The following is a 17,926-nucleotide window of genomic DNA, read 5'->3' as shown; positions in this document are numbered from 1 at the left end:
TACCCCCTCCCCCCCCCTCCCCCCCCCCCCCCCCCCCCCCCCCCCCCCCCCCCCCCCCCCCCCCCCCCCCCCCCCCCCCCCCCCCCCGCGCAGCGGTGCCCGCGGCCGGGCGAGGTGACCGGCCCGGCGTGAGAGCCGTGTCGCGACCTGCTGGGGGTACCGGGACGGCGGCCGAGTCCGGGCCCGCGCCGGCCGGCCTCGCGATCCGCTCCCTGGACGCCTCGCGCGCCCGGCCCTCCGTATGCCTCACTGACCGTATGCCTCACTGACGCAACGCACCTCTCACAGATGGAGCCGACAGGGATGAGCACGGAACTTCAGGGCAGGACCGCCGTCGTCACCGGGGCCAGCAAGGGCATCGGGCTCGCGGTCACGGAGGCGCTGGCCGGCGCGGGCGCGACGGTGATCGCCGGCTCTCGCGGCACGTCCGAGGGCCTCGACGCCCTCGTCGGCAAGGGGAACGTCACCTGGGTGCCGGTCGACCTCGCCGAACCCGACGCCGCCGGGCGGCTCGTCGAGGCGGCGGACGGGCGGATCGACGTCCTGGTCAACAACGTGGGTTCGGCCCCCGCCCGCACCGGCGGCTTCCTGTCGGTGACCGACGAGGAATGGCGGCGCACGGTCGATCTGAACCTGTTCGCGGCCGTACGGGTCACCCGTGCGGCCCTGCCGTCGATGCTGGCCGCCGGGCAGGGTTCGGTGGTGACGATCGGCTCGGTCAACGCGACCCTGCCCGACCCCCTGGTGATCGACTACAGCGCGGGCAAGGCGGCCCTGGTCGCGTTCTCCAAGGCGCTGTCGAAGGAGGTCGGCCCGAAGGGTATCCGCGTCAACACCGTGAGCCCCGGTCCGGTGGAGACCGACCTGTGGCTCGGCGGCGGGGGAGTGGCCGCGACGGTCTCGGCCGCCGCCGGGCTCACCCCCGACGACGTGGTCGCCCAGGCGTCCGGCGCGACTGTCACCGGCCGCTTCTCCAAGCCGTCCGAGGTGGCCGACCTGGTTCTCTTCCTCGCCGGGGACCGCTCGCGCAACATCACCGGCAGCGACTTCATCATCGACGGCGGCTTCATCCCGACGTGGTGAACCCGAAGGGGTGAACCTTGATCTGGTGAGGCCCGCGCGGTGAACCGTGCACGGTGAAGTGTGGGCGGTGAAGCACGCGCGGTGAACCGGGCCGGGCGTGCCGGGTCGTGCCGTGTGCCCGGGTCGGCCCGGCCTCAGCGTTCCAGCAGCATCCGCTGAAGCTCCCGGGCCGCCCGGGGCGGCGCCACATCGCTGCGGTGCGCGAGCGCGATCGTCCGCTCCAGACCTGGCCGGGCCAGCGGGGTGACCCGCAGGGCCGACCCCGGCCGGGCGGCCACCATGCGCGGTACGACGGCCACGCCGAGGCCCGCCCGGACGAAGCCCAGGACCGCGTCCATCTCGCCGCCCTCGACCGCGAAGTCGGGTTCGAAGCCCTCGGCGCGGCAGGCGGCGACGGTCAGTTCCCGCAGGTCGTAGCCGTGCCGGAACATCACCAGACGCTCGCCCTCCAGATCGGCGACGCGCACCGTGCGGCGGCTGCCGCCCCCGCCGGGCACCGGGGCCTCCGGCGACGACACCACGACCAGGTCCTCGCGCAGCAGCTCCACCGTGGTCAGCGCCGGGGACGGGGTGGGCAGGGGCAGGACGACCAGGGCGAGGTCGAGGGCACCGCGCGCGAGCTCCCGTACGAGATCGTGCGAGCCGCCCTCCTCGATCAGCAGCCGGATGCCCGGATAGCGGTCGTGGAACGCGCGCAGCACGTCCGGCAGCAGGCCCGTGCACAGGCTCGGGGTCGCGCCGAGCCGCACCCGGCCGCTGCGCAGCTGGGCCAGTTCCTGCACCTCGTGCCGGGCCGTGTCCGCGTCGGCGAGGATGCGCCGGGCCAGCGGCAGCAGCGCCTCGCCCGCGTCGGTGAGCGTGATGTTCCCGCGCGCCCGCAGGAACAGATCCGCCCCCAACTCCCGCTCCAGCGCCTTGATCTGCTGGGACAACGAGGGCTGCGCGACATGCACCAGTTCGGCGGCCCGGGTGAAATGCCGGGTCTCCGCGACGGCCACGAAGTACTGGAGCTGCTGGAACTGCACTCCTCGACGATAGCCCATGCCTATGGAAACGAGCCGGACCATGTCTTGGACTGATCGGTTCCCCTCGCCCTAGCGTTCTGTCCCATGGCTTTGGCAACGCGGACGGACCGACGGCCGTCCATGGCACGCACCGTGTGGGACAGCTCCGTCGGCAAGAAGACCGTGATGGCCGTCAGCGGCCTGATCATGCTGCTCTACCTGGTCGCCCACATGATCGGGAACCTGAAGATCTACTTCGGCGCGGGCGAGTTCAACCACTACGCCCACTGGCTGCGCACCGTCGGCGAACCCTTCATGCACTACGAGTGGACGCTGTGGCTCGTCCGCGTGGTGCTGGTCGTCGCCGTGGTGGCACACGCCACGTCCGCGTACCAGCTCAGCCGCCGTGACCTCAGGGCGCGCCCCAGCACGTACGTGCACAAGAAGCGCGGCGCGAGCTACGCCACCCGCACGATGCGCTGGGGCGGGATCATCCTCGGCCTGTTCATCGTCTGGCACCTCCTCGACCTGACCACCGGCACCGTGCACCCCGGCGGATTCCAGGAGGGCCACCCCTACCAGAACGTCGTGGACACCTTCTCCACCTGGTACGGCGACGTCGTCTACATCGTCGCGATGCTCGCGCTCGGCCTGCACATCCGGCACGGCTTCTGGAGCGCCGCCCAGACCCTCGGCGCCGGCAGCCGCACCCGCGACCGCGCCCTGAAGACCGTCGCGAACATCCTCGCGCTGCTGCTCACGGCCGGCTTCATCGCCGTACCCGTGGGCGTGATGACCGGAGTGGTGAGCTGAAATGACCGCTGAATACGCCCACTTCACGACCGGGGAGCCCGTCGCCGACACCAAGGCACCCTCCGGACCGGTCGACGAGCGCTGGGACACGCGCCGTTTCGAGGCCAGGCTGGTCAACCCGGCCAACCGCCGCAAGCACACCGTGATCGTCGTCGGCACCGGACTCGCGGGCGGCTCCGCGGGCGCCACGCTCGCCGAACAGGGCTACCGCGTCGTCCAGTTCTGCTTCCAGGACTCCCCGCGCCGCGCCCACTCGATCGCCGCCCAGGGCGGCATCAACGCGGCGAAGAACTACCGCAACGACGGCGACTCCGTCCACCGGCTCTTCTACGACACCGTCAAGGGCGGCGACTTCAGGGCGCGCGAGTCCAACGTCCACCGCCTGGCGCAGATCTCGGTCGAGATCATCGACCAGTGCGTCGCCCAGGGCGTGCCCTTCGCACGCGAGTACGGCGGCCTGCTCGACACCCGTTCCTTCGGCGGCGTCCAGGTCTCCCGCACCTTCTACGCCCGCGGCCAGACCGGCCAGCAACTCCTGCTCGGCGCCTACCAGGCGCTGTCCCGGCAGATCGCCGCCGGCAACGTCGAGATGCACCCGCGCACCGAGATGCTCGACCTGATCGTGGTCGACGGGAAGGCCCGCGGCATCGTCGCCCGCGACCTGGTCACCGGCAGGATCGACACGTACTACGCGGACGCGGTGGTCCTGGCGAGCGGTGGGTACGGCAACGTCTTCTACCTCTCGACGAACGCCATGAACTCCAACGCCACCGCGATCTGGCGGGCCCACCGGCGCGGCGCGTACTTCGCCAACCCCTGCTTCACCCAGATCCACCCCACCTGCATCCCGCGCACCGGCGACCACCAGTCGAAACTCACGCTGATGAGCGAGTCGCTGCGCAACGACGGCCGTATCTGGGTGCCCAGGGCGCACGGCGACACCCGCCCGCCGAACGAGATCCCCGAGGACGAGCGCGACTACTACCTGGAGCGGATCTACCCGTCCTTCGGCAACCTCGTGCCCCGCGACATCGCCTCCCGCGCCGCCAAGAACGTCTGCGACGAGGGCAGGGGAGTGGGCCCCGGCGGCCAGGGCGTCTACCTCGACTTCGCGGACGCCGTCCGGCGCATGGGCCGCGAGGCGGTCGAGGAGAAGTACGGCAACCTCTTCGACATGTACGCCCGGATCACCGCCGAGGACCCGTACACCGTGCCCATGCGGATCTACCCCGCCGTGCACTACACGATGGGCGGACTGTGGGTCGACTACGACCTCCAGACCACCGTCCCCGGCCTGTTCGCCATCGGTGAGGCCAACTTCTCCGACCACGGCGCGAACCGGCTCGGCGCCTCCGCCCTCATGCAGGGGCTCGCCGACGGCTACTTCGTGCTGCCGTCGACCATCAACGACTACCTCGCCCGCAACCCGCACAGCGCCACCGACGACGGCCTGGACGACGAACACCCCGCGGTGCAGGAGGTGTTGGCCGAGACCGAGGACCGGCTGCGGCTCCTGCTCGCCGTCGACGGCGACCGTACCCCCGACTCCTTCCACCGTGAACTCGGCGAACTCATGTGGGAGTTCTGCGGCATGGCCCGCACGGAGAGCGGGCTGCGCAAGGCCCTGGAGCGCATCCCGCAGATCCGCGAGGAGTTCTGGCGGCGCATCAAGGTGCCCGGCAGCGGGGAGGAGTTCAACCAGTCCCTGGAGAAGGCCAACCGGATCGTCGACTACCTCGAACTCGCCGAGCTGATGTGCCTCGACGCGCTGAACCGCGCCGAGTCCTGCGGCGGCCACTTCCGCGAGGAGTCCCAGACCCCGGACGGCGAAGCGGCCCGCCGGGACGAGGAGTTCTCGTACGCCGCCGCCTGGGAGTTCACCGACACCGGCACCGCGCCCGTCCTGCACAAGGAAGACCTGGTCTTCGAGTACGTCCACCCCACCCAGCGGAGCTACGCATGAAGCTCACCCTGCGCGTCTGGCGGCAGAAGAACGCCGACGCCGACGGAGCGATGTCCACGTACGAGGTGGACGGCATCTCGGCCGACATGTCCTTCCTGGAGATGCTCGACACCCTCAACGAGGAGCTCATCCTCAGCGGCGACGACCCCGTCGCCTTCGACCACGACTGCCGCGAGGGCATCTGCGGCGCGTGCAGCCTGGTCATCAACGGCGACGCGCACGGACCCGAGCGCACCACCACCTGCCAGCTCCACATGCGCTCCTTCCACGACGGCGACACGATCGACATCGAGCCGTGGCGCGCCGCCGCCTTCCCGGTGGTGAAGGACCTCGTCGTCGACCGGTCCGCCTTCGACCGGATCATCCAGGCCGGCGGCTACGTCACCGCCCCGACCGGCGCCGCGCCCGAGGCACACGCCACGCCCGTCCCCAAACCCGACGCCGACTTCGCCTTCGAGCACGCCGAGTGCATCGGCTGCGGCGCCTGCGTGGCGGCCTGCCCGAACGGCGCCGCGATGCTGTTCACCTCCGCCAAGGTCAACCACCTGAACGTGCTGCCGCAGGGCGCCCCCGAACGGGAGACCCGGGTGCTCGACATGGTGGCGCGGATGGACGACGAGGGCTTCGGCGGCTGCACCCTCACCGGCGAGTGCGCGACCGCCTGCCCGAAGGGCATCCCGCTGTTCTCCATCACCAGCATGAACAAGGAGTGGCTGCGCGCGACCCGTAGGACGGGCAAGCGTTAGGCACGAAGTCGTTCGCCGTACGGTGCGGACGGGCGGGACCGGGTGTGGTGCTCACGCCCCGGTCCCGTCTCGCTTTTCGGGTCACCCCTGTCATTCAACAACCTCACATCCGCCCTCCTGGCACTGGTCACGCGCACGCCAACCGCCGTCGGAAGAACAGGAGCGCGCAGACCGTTCGGATCCGGCCTGCCTCCCCCGAGCTACCGACTCCGTTCGAGCAGGGGGTACCCCCTCCGCCGAACCGGCCCGTGACCAGGAGAGTGCCATGACCGGCGTTTCCACCCTCGACAGCCCGACCCAGCCCGTCGCCCCCACCCGCTACACCGTCACCCTGGCCACCGACGAGGCCGATGTCCGGGCCGCACAGCGGCTCCGCCACGACGTCTTCGCCGGGGAGATGGGCGCCCTCCTGAACACTCCGCGGCCGGGCCTCGACATCGACGCCTTCGACGCGTACTGCGACCACCTGCTGGTCCGCGACACCGAGACCGGCCAGGTCGTCGGCACGTACCGGCTGCTGCCGCCCGAGCGCGCCGCGATAGCCGGACGGCTCTACTCGGAGAGCGAGTTCGACCTCGGGCCGCTGGCCGCAATCCGCTCCGGACTGGTCGAGGTCGGCCGGTCCTGCGTCCACCCCGACCACCGCGACGGCGCGGTCATCGGCCTGATCTGGGCAGGGATAGCCCGCTACATGATCGACGGCGGCCACGAATGGCTCGCCGGCTGCTGCTCCATACCGCTCGCCGACGGCGGCACGCTCGCCGCCGGCACCTGGGACCGGGTCCAGGCCAAGCACCTGGCGCCGGAGGAGTTCCGCGTCCGCCCGCTGCTGCCCTGGAACGCGGAGGGCGTGGCCCGCCCCGCCCGCACCGAACTGCCCCCGCTGCTGCGCGGCTACCTGCGCCTCGGCGCCTGGGTGTGCGGCGAGCCCGCGCACGACGCGGACTTCGGCGTCGCCGACATGTACGTGCTGCTGTCGATGAGCCGGGTCAACCCGCGCTACCTCCGCCACTTCCTCTCGCTCGTCCCCGCCTGATGAGCACGCCCCGCACCGGAGCGCCGCGTCTCACGGTCGTCCGCCGTCCCCGCTTCGGCGGAGGGGGAACGGCGGTGCTCCCCGGAGCCGTCCCCGCGCCACGGCGGCCCGCCGCCGGCCCCATCCAGGGGGCCAGCGCCTGGCTGCCCACCGCTCCCTGCTCGCCGCGCGGCTGCGTGGAGTCCGTACGGCCCTGGACGGGCGTGCCGCGCGCCGTCCTGCGGCTGACCGGGCTGCTGGCCGTGGTCGTCCTCGGGGTCGCCCTGATCCCGCTGGTCCGACGGCTGCGGGCGGAGCGGCGGGACCGGTGGATCCGCCGCTGGTGCCTCGCGGTGGTGCACACGGCCGGGGTCCGCACGCGGATCACCGGAGCGGCCCGGCCCACCGGCGGAGTGCTGATCGTGGCCAACCACATCTCGTGGCTGGACATCCCGCTGCTCGCCGCCGTGCGCCCCGCGCGGATGCTCGCCAAGACGGAGGTGCGCGGCTGGCCCGTGGCCGGCGTGCTGGCGGCCCGCGGCGGCACCCTCTTCATCGACCGCGACCGGCTGCGCGCCCTGCCCGGCACGGTGGAGCGGGTCGCCGGGACCCTGCGCGACGGCTCGGCCGTCGCCGCCTTCCCCGAGGGCAGCACCTGGTGCGGCCGGGCCCAGGGGCGCTACCGCCGGGCCCTCTTCCAGGCCGCGCTGGACGCCGGTGTGCCGGTCCAGCCGGTGCGCATCCAGTACCGGTTCGCCGACGGACCGGCGAGCACCGCGCCCGCCTTCGTCGGCGAGGACTCGCTGCTCGCCTCGCTGTGGCGGGTGGTGTCGGCGCGCGGCCTGGTGGCCGAGGTCTCCCTGCGGCCCCCGCTCACCCCCGGCCCCCACACCGACCGACGCACTCTGGCCGAGGCGGCACAGGGGGGTGGACACCACCCCGACGGCGACGCGTGTGGCGGGGCACACCTCTGAGATCAGGGGTGCCCGCCGGCGCACCCTCCGGGGCGTGCCCCGGACCCCTGGGGCCCCGCTAGCGGAGCCGTCCGAGCGCTCGGGCGAGGTGGGGCGCCGTCGGGCCGGCCGCCGTCGCCACTCGCCCGGGCGGCCCGGCGGCCACGATCCGGCCGCCCTCGTCGCCCCCGCCGGGGCCGAGGTCGATGACCCAGTCGGCGCCCGCCACGACCGTCATGTCGTGCTCGACCACCACGACGGTGTGACCGGCGTCGACCAGACCGTGCAACTGGCCCATCAGCACCTCGACATCGGCCGGATGCAGTCCCGTCGTCGGCTCGTCGAGCAGATAGAAGGTGTGCCCCCGGCGAACCCGCTGCAACTCACCGGCCAGCTTGATGCGCTGGGCCTCGCCGCCCGACAACTCCGTGGCGGGCTGGCCGAGTCGCAGATAGCCGAGGCCCACGTCGAGCAGTGTGCCGAGGCTGCGCAGGACGGCCGGGGTGTCCGTCTCGGCGAAGAACCGCGCCGCCGCCTCGACCGTCAGATCCAGGATCTGCGCGATGTTCCGTCCCCGGTACGTCACTTCGAGGGTCTCGGGGTTGTAGCGCGCGCCGCCGCAGTCCGGGCACGGGGCGTACGTGCTGGGCAGGAACAGCAGCTCCACGCTGACGAAGCCCTCGCCCTGACAGGTCTCGCAGCGTCCTCCTCCGGAGGGGGCACCACCGGCCACGTTGAAGGAGAACCGGCCGGCACCGTAGCCGCGCGCCGTGGCCTCCTCCGTCGCGGCGAACACCTTGCGCACGACGTCGAACAGCCCTGTGTAGGTGGCGAGATTGGAACGGGGGGTACGGCCGATGGGCTTCTGGTCGACACTGACCAGCCGGCCGACCCCCGCCAACTCCTCCGTCACCTCGCCGATCAGCGTGGACTTCCCGGAGCCGGAGACCCCGGTGACCGCGGTGAACACACCGAGCGGGAACTCGGCGGTGACCCCGCGCAGATTGTGCCGCGTCACCGGCCCGACCGTCACCTGTCCCCGGGGCCGGCGCACCGGTCGCGCCGGAGCGGGGGAGCGGTCGAAGAGGAAGCGTGCCGTCGCGGACTCCCGTACGCCCTCCAGGCCGGCGACCGGGCCGCAGTACAGCACCCGCCCGCCGTGCTCCCCGGCCCGCGGGCCCACGTCGACCAGCCAGTCCGCGCCGCGCACGACATCGAAGTGGTGCTCCACGACGAACACCGAGTTGCCCGCCGCCTTCAGCCGCTCCAGCACGGTGAGCAGAGCCTCCGTGTCCGCCGGGTGCAGTCCGGCGGACGGTTCGTCGAGGACGTACACCACACCGAAGAGTCCGGAACGCAACTGCGTGGCCAGCCGCAGCCGTTGGAGTTCACCCGCCGAGAGGGTGGGGCTGGCCCGGTCGAGACTGAGGTAGCCGAGCCCGAGTTCGACGACGGGCGCGATACGGGAGGTGAGGTCCTCGGTCAGCACACGGACGGTCTCGGAGTCGCCCGTGAGGGACTTCGCGAGCTCGACCAGCGGCAGCGCGGCCAGTTCGGCGATGGTCCGCCCCGCGAACGTCACCGCCAGCGCCTCGGGCCGCAGCCTGCTGCCGCCGCACACCGGACAGGGAGCGGCGGCGAGGAACCGCTCCGCCTTGGCCCGCAGGGTGGCGCTCTTCGTGTCGGAGAAGGTCTTCAGGACATAGCGCCGGGCGCTCATGTACGTCCCCTGGTAAGGGCGTTGGATGCGCTCGGCCTCGCGCACCGGGTGCACGGTGACCACCGGCTGCTCGTCGGTGAACAGGATCCACTCCCGTTCCTCGGCGGGCAGTTCGCGCCAGGGCCGGTCCACGTCGTACCCGAGCGTGTCGAGGATGTCGCGGAGGTTCTTGCCCTGCCAGGCCCCCGGCCAGGCGGCGATGGCGCCCTCGCGGATCGACAGCGACGGATCGGGGACGAGCAACTCCTCGGTCGTACGGTGCACTTGACCGAGACCATGGCACTCGGGGCACGCCCCGGCCGCCGTGTTCGGCGAGAACGCGTCCGAGTCGAGCCGCTCCGCGCCCGCCGGATACTCACCCGCGCGTGAGAACAGCATCCGCAGCGAGTTGGACAGATTGGTGACCGTGCCCACGGACGAGCGCGAGGTGGGCGCCGACCTGCGCTGCTGAAGGGACACCGCGGGCGGCAGCCCGGTGATCTCCCCGACCTTCGGCGCCCCCACCTGATGGATCAGCCGCCGCGCGTACGGCGCGACCGACTCGAAGTACCGCCGCTGCGCCTCCGCGTAGATCGTCCCGAAGGCCAGCGACGACTTCCCGGACCCCGACACACCGGTGAACACCACGAGAAGGTCCCGCGGGATGTCGACGTCCACACCCCGCAGATTGTGCTCCTGGGCACCGCGGACGCGGACGCAGGAGTCGCGGGGGCGGCCGTCGGGTCTTGGCATCGGCGGGACTCCTGCGGGCGGCCCGGTACCGCGGGCCGGTGGGCCGCGGCCCGGGCGTCGGTGGGGCGCGGGGCAAACCCCACGATTCTAGGTCGTGGCCGGTCCCGCGACCCGGGCGAGGCGCAGGCGGGGGTCCCGGAGTGCGGTCCGACCGGGCTCGAAGCCACCGCGAGGGCGGACCCGTCCGCGTCCGGTCATGACGGCACGTTCTCCAGGTCCAGGAGCTGGCGCTTGCGCTCCAGGCCGCCGGCGTAGCCGGTGAGCGCACCGCTCGCGCCGATCACGCGGTGGCAGGGGCGGACGACCAGCAGCGGGTTCGCGCCGATCGCCGTACCGACGGCGCGGACCGCGGCCCTGGACGCGCCGATCCGCGCGGCGATCTCGCCGTAGCTGAGCGTGGTGCCGTACGGGATGGTCTCCAGGGCCTGCCAGACGCGCCGCTGGAAGTCGCTGCCGCTCGTCACGTACTCGATGTCGAAGGCGGTCAGCCGGCCGTCGAAGTACGAGCGCAGCTGGGAGACGATCTCCCGGAAGGCGTCCGCGTCCTCGCGCCAGCCGTCCTGGACGACCGCGCCGTACTTCTGGTCCGGCACGGACAGCGCGGCGAGCGCGGTGCCGCCCTTCGCGGTGACCGACTCCTCACCCACCAGCAGCAGTCGGCCGAGCGGGCTGTCCATGGTCGTGTAGACCGTCATCGGTCCGGTCCTTTCCGAGGTCTCTCAGCAGTCTCACAGCGCGTTCACCGTCAACAGTGCGCCCCGCGCGGCATTCCGTCCGGCGGGATTCGGACAGAGCGCCGAGCGGGCGCTTCGGGGTCGTCGTACGGGACACCGTCACCGTCACCGCCGGTTGAGGTCGCGCCGGGGACGGTACGGGCACACGATCGAAGTCGACCACTCCGTACGGCCCAGGAGGCCACATGGTCTGGATCCCGCAGATCTCCGACCTCGTCGACCGGCTCGGCGCCGCCGGGCTCGCCGACGCGCTGCGCGACCCGGCGTCGGCCACGGTACCCGTCGCCCTCGACGACCCGGAGGCGGGCCGGATCAGCGGTGTCGGTGTCCTGGCCGCCTGGCTGGCCGTGCAGGACACCTGGCGGGCGGAGCGGAAGGTGGACATCGAGGAGGTCGCCACCACGCTCGGTGAGGGGCGGGCCGTGGGTGAGTGGGTCGTACACCTGGAGGGCCCGGAGGGCGAGCGCATCGGGCTGCCCGTGGCCGCCGCCGTGGACCCCGCCTCGACGCTGCCGGTGCGGATCCATCACTCCCGCCTGCCGCTGCTCGGCCGGCATGTCGTGCGCCGCCCGATGGTGCCGCCGGACCCGCGGGCGCACGCCTCCGACGTGGTGGGCGCCTACAAGGCCGCCCTCGACGCGGGGGACACCGCGGCCGTCGTCGCCGCCTTCGCGCCGGACGGCTCCTTCCGCGGGCCCACCGGTGACGCGTACCGGCACGTCGGGACCGAGGAGCTGACCGAGCTCTACGACTCCTTCTTCGCCGCGGGCGGCGGCATCCCGCTCAAGCTGTGCACCGTGACGGAGGACGGCACCCGCAGCGCGTTCGAGTACATCTGCGACCGCTGGGGCGACGCCGAGCTGCCGCCGCAGCCGGGCCTCGCGGTGTGCGCCCGGGGCGGTGATGGCCTGATCGTGTCGGCGCGGGTGTACGACGACGTGGAAGCCCCCGTGGAGTAGGGCTGTAGGGCGCCCATCGCGGGCAAGGATCTGTCCTCGGATCTCCCCACCCACCCCCACCGGCAGTGAGAGCAGGAGTGAGCATGCAGTACGTGAAGCTCGGTTCGACGGGTCTGGACGTCTCCCGGATCTGCCTGGGCTGCATGAGTTTCGGTCTGCCCGACCGAGGTGTCCACGAATGGACCCTCGACGAGGAGGCCTCGCGCCCGTTGATCCGCCAGGCCCTGGAGGCCGGGATCACCTTCTTCGACACGGCGAACGTGTACTCGGACGGCACCAGCGAGGAGATCGTCGGACGGGCGCTCGCCGAGTTCGCGCGCCGCGACGAGATCGTCATCGCCAGCAAGGTCCACGGCGCGATGCACGAGGGCCCCAACGGCCGAGGCCTGTCCCGCAAGGCGATCATGACGGAGATCGACAACAGTCTGCGCCGCCTCGGCACCGACTACGTCGACCTGTACCAGATCCACCGCTTCGACCGCCGTACCCCCGTCGAGGAGACGATGGAGGCCCTGCACGACGTGGTCAAGGCGGGCAAGGCCCGCTACATCGGCGCGAGTTCGATGTACGCGTGGGAGTTCTCCAAGGCCCAGTACACGGCCACCCTGCACGGCTGGACCCGGTTCGTGTCCATGCAGAACCACTACAACCTCCTCTACCGCGAGGAGGAGCGCGAGATGCTGCCGCTCTGCGCCGACCAGGGGGTCGGCGTCCTGCCGTGGAGCCCGCTCGCCCGCGGCCGGCTCACCCGCGACTGGGACACGGCCACCGCGCGCAGCCGGAGCGACGAGTTCGGCCGCAACCTGTACCAGGACGGCGACCGCGAGATCGTCGACGCGGTCGCGCGGATCGCCGCCGAGCGTGAGGTGCCGCGCGCCAGGATCGCGCTCGCCTGGCTGCTGCGGCGGAGCACGGTGACCGCGCCCATCGTCGGCGCAACGAAACCGCTGCACATCGAGGACGCGGTCGCCTCGCTCGACGTGGAACTCTCGGACAAGGAGATCGAGGAGATGGAACAGCCGTACACGCCCCGGGCGATCAGCGGCCACTGACGATCACGAGCCGCCACGCCGCCGCCCGTCACCGTGCCGCCCGTCATCGGGGCGCCTGTCACCGAGGCGCCTCCCACCGTGCCGTCAGTCACGGAGCCGTCGGCCGCAATCGGTCCCGTCGGGCCCACGGGCGGCCGGCGTGTCCGTGACGGGTGGCACGCCAACGATGGGCGGTGTGCGGCGACGGCTCCGCGCCGCCGGCGGGGCTCTGGGAGATCGGCGCCCGAGCGACAGGAATTCCGTGCGGAAAGGTGCTCGGATGAGCGCGTGAGAGCGCTCCCATTGTGGAGACTTCGGACGGATGGCAGAGACTTCGGGTTTCCGAATTTCTTTTAGCGCGGACTGACTGACATTTGGTCAGTATTCTCGGCGGGGCCGCATTAGGAGAAAATCCGGGTTCGCTTGTTCCCGCTCGGTGCCCTGTGCAAAGGTGTGCGTTGTCGGCGTGCAGACAATATCGGCTTCGTTCTGCACGCGTGCGGCGCGCCCGCTCCCCCTCGCCCGAAAGGGCTGTCAGAGGTGGTCGTTCGCGGCGTCACCCCCCATGGGTAGACCCTCCGGCACTGTCGGGCGGTCTACATACCCATTGGTATGGACTATTCGCCACGCTACCTTTGGGAGGAAAGCGGACGTGAATGACGGATCGCTGTCTCATTCGTCCGACCCCGACCGCTCGTTCGAGGTGTCGGATGAGCGGCTCGCGGCCGAACTGAAGAGCCAGGGGGGCGCGCCCGCGAACCATCCCGTCGGAGAACTCCTGGACCGCCACTGGGAGGCGGTGTTCTCTTACGCGCGGCTGTGCACCGACGGCGTACGTCCCGCCGGAATGCTGACCACCGCCTCATTCACGCGCCTGTTCGGGGATTCGCTGCACCAGGGAGGTCCGAGCGCCGCGTGGCGGCCCCAACTGCTCGTCACCGTCCGTCGCATCGCCGCGGAGTGGCTCACGGACCCCCGGCGCGAACTGCTCGATCCCGGACTCCTCGCCGAAGCGGAGCGGGAGGACCGGGAGAACCGGGCGGCGGCACGACTGCTTCCCCCGGAGGGCCGGCGTCTGATCTCCCGGGCGTTCCAGCGGCTGCCCGAACCGGCCCGCTGCCTGCTGTGGCACGGTGAGGTGGAGGCCGAACAACTGGACGTGCCCGCGGCCTTGTTGGGAATCTTCCCGGAGGACGCGGTCACCGAACTGGAGCGGGCCAGGGAACGCCTGCGCCAGGGCTGTCTGGAGATCCACCACGAATTCGCCCCCGGGGACGAGTGCCGCCGCTACCACCGCATGCTCGACGTCTCCTTCCGGCGCGGCGGCGCCGACCTCGACCCCGACCTGCGGGGCCACATGGACGAATGCGGCCACTGCCGGTACGCGGCCGACCAGTTGAGCCAGTTCAACGGCGACCTCGCCGTCCCGCTCGCCGAGGCCGTGCTCGGCTGGGGCGCGCGCGCCTACGTGGCATCCCGGCAGGCGCGGGCCGCGGCCGCCACGGAGGCGGCCCGCGAGCCGGGGAGGGGCCACAGCGACCAGGGCCCGCCTCTCGCCGACGGAGCGACGGCTGCCGGGAACTGGCCGACCGCCGAAACCGCCCGCATCGTCGAGTTCCAGCCCGAGGCCGACGTCGTACGCCCGCCGGGCCTTCCCCCGCTCACCCCGCCGGACGTTCCGCCGAACACCGGCACCCCGCCCACGGCCCACGAGGCGGCCGTGCCGCAACCGGCCGCCCCGTCGTCCCACCCGGGTGCCCCCACACCCGATGGAGGCACCCGTCCCTCCCGCCGCCGAGGCGCCCCCCTCTCCGGCGTCGGCACGCGCTCGTCGCGCAGGGCCACCGGGCACAAGGCGCCCAGACGCGCGCCGGGGCGCCGCAACGTCGCCCTCGCCGTTGCCACCGTCAGCGCGCTGATCCTGGTCCCGCTGGTGCTGTGGGCATCGGATCCGGGCCCCGGCAGCAAGAGCGGTACGGCCGACGGCAGCCACTCCTCCGTGGCACCGAGCCCGCGTACGAACCCGTCCTGGGTCGGGACCGGCGAACAGAAGGACGGCACCGTCCGCGGCCGGCTGCGCAACGCAGCGACCGGGCTCTGCGTCGGAATCGCCGGAACCACGCCCGCGATCGGTGCGGAGACCCGGCTCATCCCGTGCTCGTCGGAATCGGCGACGGAATACACGTACGCGGCGGACGGGCTGTTGCGCGACGCGGACCACCCCGGCCTGTGTCTCGACTCGCACCTCGGCTACTCCGTCCAACTGGCGCCCTGCGCCGGCCCGTCGCAGCCCGGAACCAAGAACGTCCGCTACGACTTCACCCTCCAGGGCATGCTGGTGCCGCGCTGGAACCAGGATCTGGCCCTCGCCCCGGCGTCGGCCAAGGGGGGTTCGGCGCTCGTCCTCAAGCTCCGGAACGACGAGCCGATCCAGCACTGGACGCTCGACACCTCGTCGCCCTCGCTCCAACTGGAGGTCGTCAACTGGGACTCCACGACCGGCGACGCGAAGGGCTCCACACCCCGGGAGCGGTCCACGCCCTCGACATCACCGGCACCCACCGGCACCCGGACGCCCACCGCGACACCCTCGACCCCGGGCCGGACCACGCCGACCGCGGCTCCGTCCGACGGCTCCTGTTCCTCCCTCTCCGCCTCCTGTCCCGGGGACGGGAACAACGGCTCGGTCCGGGACGGCGGTTACGGCACGGGCTCCGGTTCCGGCGGCTCCGGATCGTTCGGCGGAGGAGGCCGGGGAAGCCGCCGGTGACACGATGGACTCCGGGGGCTTCCTGGCTTCGGACCGTCAGGACGTCGCGGTTCCGGGGGACTTGGCGGCCGAACCGGCCGTGCCCAGGAACTCGGCCCAGCCGCCGAGCGGCGACTGCCCGGGACTGAGCGTGCGCAACTTCCGCAGGACCGCGGGATCCTGGGCCTCCAGCCACCGCACGAGCTGGCGGAAGGAGACCATGCGGACGTCGTCGTGGGCAGCCATCCGGGAGACGGCCTCCTCGACGGCGTCCATGTAGATGCCGCCGTTCCAGCGCTCGAAGTGGTTGCCGATGAAGAACGGGGCCCGGTTGCTCTCGTAGGCGCGCCGGAAGCCGGCGAGGTAGCTGTCGCGGGCCTGGGCGCGCCAGGCGTCGTAGCGGGTGCGGTCGCCGAGCGGGTTCGCGTTCGACTGGTTGGCCATCAGGTTGTAGTCCATCGACAGGACCTGGAAGGAATGGCCGGGGAACGGAATGGACTGGAGCGGGAAGTCCCAGATCCTGCCGCCCTGCACCTTCCCGGGCCACATCTGGAGCCCGCCTGGCGAGCTGGCGTCGTACTTCCAGCCGAGAGCGGCGGCGGTCGGCAGCAGACTCGACTGCCCCTCCAGGCACGGGGTGCGGCCGCCGGTCAGCTCCTTCTCGTAGTCGAAGGGCAGCGGTTCCAGGTCGGTGAAGCCGGTGTTGGTCCGCCACTCGGTGACGAACCTCTTCGCCTGCTCGATCTCGCTGCGCCACTCGGCCGGAGACCACCGCCGGACCCCGTCCGGGCCGCAGAAGTGACCGTTGAAGTGGGTGCCGATCTCGTGGCCCTCCAGCCAGGCCGCGCGTATCTGCTGGAGCGTCGCGTGGATGTGCCGGTCGGAGAGATAGCCGATCGCGGAGGCGCCGACGGGGTGCTGCGGCGGGTGGTAGAGGTGCTTCTTCGACTCGGGCAGGGCGTAGATGCCGCTGAGGAAGAACGTCATCGACGCCCCGTGGTCGGCGGCGACCTTGCGGAATCGGGAGAACAGCCTGTTGCTGAGTTCGCCCGCGCCGTCCCAGGAGAAGACGACGAACTGCGGGGGGCGTTCGCCGGACTTCAGGCGTTCCGCCCTCGGCTGCTTCGGCTGGGCTCCGGTGTCCGCGGTGGAGCCGTCGCCGATCGGTTTGACCGGCCGGGGCCGCGCCGGGCCACTGCCGCCGCTTCCCACGGACCAGTCGTCGGCCGAGCAGGCCGACAGGGCTCCCAGCGCGCCCGCCGACGCCGTCGCGGCCAGCAGTCGCCTGCGTGAGACACCGCTCATGATTCGTCCCCCGTTGCTCTTGGTGCCGGCCGGGGTCGTGCGGCCGGCACCTTCGTCCGTGCGACGCGCCGTTCACCGGGCGCGTCAAACGGTGGGATGCGCGCAATTCCGGAAAGGGTCGCGCGAACCCGGACGTGTAGCCGTTCCGTGACAAACCCGCCACCCGGGGGACGGATGGCGGGGCTGTGGGGAGCGGGACGGCTGTCGTGGGCGGACGGTCAGACGCCGCTTCCGGGGCGGACGACCGTCAGCCAGACCGACGAGGCGTTGCCGGACACGGGCACCTTGCCCCCCGTCCACGTCACGGTGAGGGAGTCCTTCTCGTCGGGCGGTGTGACGATCAGTGAGGCGGGTGTCGCCGTGTGGGCCTCGCTGATCTCCGGGTTGGAGAAGGTGAGGCCCGACCACGCGCTGTGCCCGGGCGCGAGCACGACCGTCGTCGGGGTGCCCGAGGACCGCCGGGGATCGGGGCCGAGCTGCTTGCCGGACGCGTCGACGAACGCCGCGCCGGGGTAGCCCCGCACGGTGCAGGTGCGCCCGGAGCGGTTGGTCAGGACGATGGGGAAGTTCTCCTGCCCCGCTCCCGGGTCGTTGCGGCCGACCGAGGCGCGCAGCTCCGACGTGTGGCAGCGGCCGCTGCCGGCGGCGGCGCTCCCCGAGGAGACCGAGGCCGAGGCGGAACCCGCCCCTGTCCCCGTCCCTGTTCCGGTTCCCGTCCCGGTCCCCGTCTTCTTCGAGGCGGCGCTCGCGGACGGGCTGGCCGCTCCGGTGGAAGCCGCCTTCGTGCTCGTGTCGCCGGAGGCCGGTCCGGCCGTGCCGGGAAGGCTCTTGGGCGAGCTCTGCGCGGTGCCGTTGCCGCAGGCGGTGAGCAGGCTCAGCAAGGCGACACCCGCGAGCAGCCCGGCCCGCCGGGCGACGGGTGAAGCACGGTGCGTGGACACCGTGCCGGGCCGGTCCGTGTCCGCCACCGTGCGCGGGAAGGTCGACATGTCACCACTCCTTGCGTATCTCCGCACGGGCTCGTCGCACGTGCGCGGGGCGTGTTGTGCCCCGTCACTACTCTCGGATGCGCCCGGGGCCCGAAAAGTTCTCGGGACCGCCGATGAATTCCGCCGGGAC

Annotated in this window: 14 protein-coding genes; 9 read left to right on the top strand and 5 right to left on the bottom strand. The window is 72.2% G+C overall.

All coding sequences use genetic code 11. The features are described 5' to 3' along the window. Window positions 1-303 precede the first annotated feature (303 nt). Window positions 304-1,083 (top strand): oxidoreductase, encoded by a 780-nt coding sequence (locus ACZ6KY_RS28520; protein ID WP_469313130.1) that lies wholly within the window; start codon window positions 304-306, stop codon window positions 1,081-1,083. Window positions 1,084-1,217: 134 nt separating this feature from the next. Here the strand turns inward: ACZ6KY_RS28520 and ACZ6KY_RS28515 are convergent, their stop codons facing one another. Beyond that, entirely contained in the window at window positions 1,218-2,108 is an 891-nt protein-coding gene (locus tag ACZ6KY_RS28515) for a LysR family transcriptional regulator (protein WP_469313129.1), read from the bottom strand. 120 nt (window positions 2,109-2,228) lie between these two features. Between ACZ6KY_RS28515 and ACZ6KY_RS28510 the strand changes: the two genes are divergently transcribed. The 5 genes from ACZ6KY_RS28510 to ACZ6KY_RS28490 all read left to right on the top strand — a co-directional run bounded on the left by ACZ6KY_RS28510 (window position 2,229) and on the right by ACZ6KY_RS28490 (window position 7,598). Continuing rightward, window positions 2,229-2,900 carry a succinate dehydrogenase gene (locus ACZ6KY_RS28510; RefSeq protein ID WP_469313128.1) on the top strand — a complete coding sequence of 224 codons (672 nt, stop codon included), beginning with the start codon at window positions 2,229-2,231 and terminating at the stop codon, window positions 2,898-2,900. A 1-nt stretch (window position 2,901) separates the two neighbouring features. Beyond that, window positions 2,902-4,863: a fumarate reductase/succinate dehydrogenase flavoprotein subunit gene (locus ACZ6KY_RS28505; protein ID WP_469313127.1), complete on the top strand. Its 1,962-nt coding sequence runs from the start codon at window positions 2,902-2,904 to the stop codon at window positions 4,861-4,863. Further along, on the top strand, window positions 4,860-5,609 hold the full coding sequence (locus ACZ6KY_RS28500; protein ID WP_469313126.1) for a succinate dehydrogenase/fumarate reductase iron-sulfur subunit: 750 nt from the start codon (window positions 4,860-4,862) through the stop codon (window positions 5,607-5,609). The genes ACZ6KY_RS28505 and ACZ6KY_RS28500 overlap by 4 nt, the downstream gene beginning before the upstream one ends. A gap of 265 nt (window positions 5,610-5,874) precedes the next feature. After that, a complete protein-coding gene (locus ACZ6KY_RS28495; RefSeq protein WP_469313125.1) occupies window positions 5,875-6,645 on the top strand; it encodes a GNAT family N-acetyltransferase in 771 nt (256 codons plus the stop codon). Then, complete coding sequence (locus ACZ6KY_RS28490; protein WP_469313124.1) at window positions 6,645-7,598, top strand: lysophospholipid acyltransferase family protein; 954 nt, start codon at window positions 6,645-6,647, stop codon at window positions 7,596-7,598. Before ACZ6KY_RS28495 ends, ACZ6KY_RS28490 begins: the two co-directional genes overlap by 1 nt. Window positions 7,599-7,656: 58 nt before the next feature. Here the strand turns inward: ACZ6KY_RS28490 and ACZ6KY_RS28485 are convergent, their stop codons facing one another. Both ACZ6KY_RS28485 and ACZ6KY_RS28480 read right to left on the bottom strand, forming a co-directional pair. After that, on the bottom strand, window positions 7,657-10,029 hold the full coding sequence (locus ACZ6KY_RS28485) for an excinuclease ABC subunit UvrA (RefSeq protein WP_469313123.1): 2,373 nt from the start codon (window positions 10,027-10,029) through the stop codon (window positions 7,657-7,659). 194 nt (window positions 10,030-10,223) lie between these two features. Then, the gene (locus ACZ6KY_RS28480) at window positions 10,224-10,724 is read right to left on the bottom strand and encodes a methylated-DNA--[protein]-cysteine S-methyltransferase (protein ID WP_469313122.1); all 501 of its coding nucleotides are present in this window, start codon (window positions 10,722-10,724) and stop codon (window positions 10,224-10,226) included. A gap of 224 nt (window positions 10,725-10,948) precedes the next feature. Between ACZ6KY_RS28480 and ACZ6KY_RS28475 the strand changes: the two genes are divergently transcribed. The 3 genes from ACZ6KY_RS28475 (at window position 10,949) to ACZ6KY_RS28465 (ending at window position 15,523) form a co-directional block, all read left to right on the top strand. Then, window positions 10,949-11,722, top strand: coding sequence for a nuclear transport factor 2 family protein (locus ACZ6KY_RS28475; protein WP_469313121.1), 774 nt, complete (start codon window positions 10,949-10,951; stop codon window positions 11,720-11,722). 83 nt (window positions 11,723-11,805) lie between these two features. Then, on the top strand, window positions 11,806-12,774 hold the full coding sequence (locus ACZ6KY_RS28470) for an aldo/keto reductase (protein WP_469313120.1): 969 nt from the start codon (window positions 11,806-11,808) through the stop codon (window positions 12,772-12,774). Between the two features lie 631 nt (window positions 12,775-13,405). Next, window positions 13,406-15,523: a ricin-type beta-trefoil lectin domain protein gene (locus tag ACZ6KY_RS28465; RefSeq protein ID WP_469313119.1), complete on the top strand. Its 2,118-nt coding sequence runs from the start codon at window positions 13,406-13,408 to the stop codon at window positions 15,521-15,523. A gap of 36 nt (window positions 15,524-15,559) precedes the next feature. Here the strand turns inward: ACZ6KY_RS28465 and ACZ6KY_RS28460 are convergent, their stop codons facing one another. Both ACZ6KY_RS28460 and ACZ6KY_RS28455 read right to left on the bottom strand, forming a co-directional pair. Continuing rightward, window positions 15,560-16,807: a polysaccharide deacetylase family protein gene (locus tag ACZ6KY_RS28460; protein ID WP_469313118.1), complete on the bottom strand. Its 1,248-nt coding sequence runs from the start codon at window positions 16,805-16,807 to the stop codon at window positions 15,560-15,562. 218 nt (window positions 16,808-17,025) lie between these two features. Further along, a complete protein-coding gene (locus tag ACZ6KY_RS28455; protein WP_469313117.1) occupies window positions 17,026-17,796 on the bottom strand; it encodes a DUF4232 domain-containing protein in 771 nt (256 codons plus the stop codon). Window positions 17,797-17,926 lie beyond the last annotated feature (130 nt).

The organism is Streptomyces sp. NPDC042002 (assembly GCF_055588305.1).
Note: the sequence above shows the minus strand (reverse complement) of the source record. Positions and strands in the feature narration are given on the sequence as shown.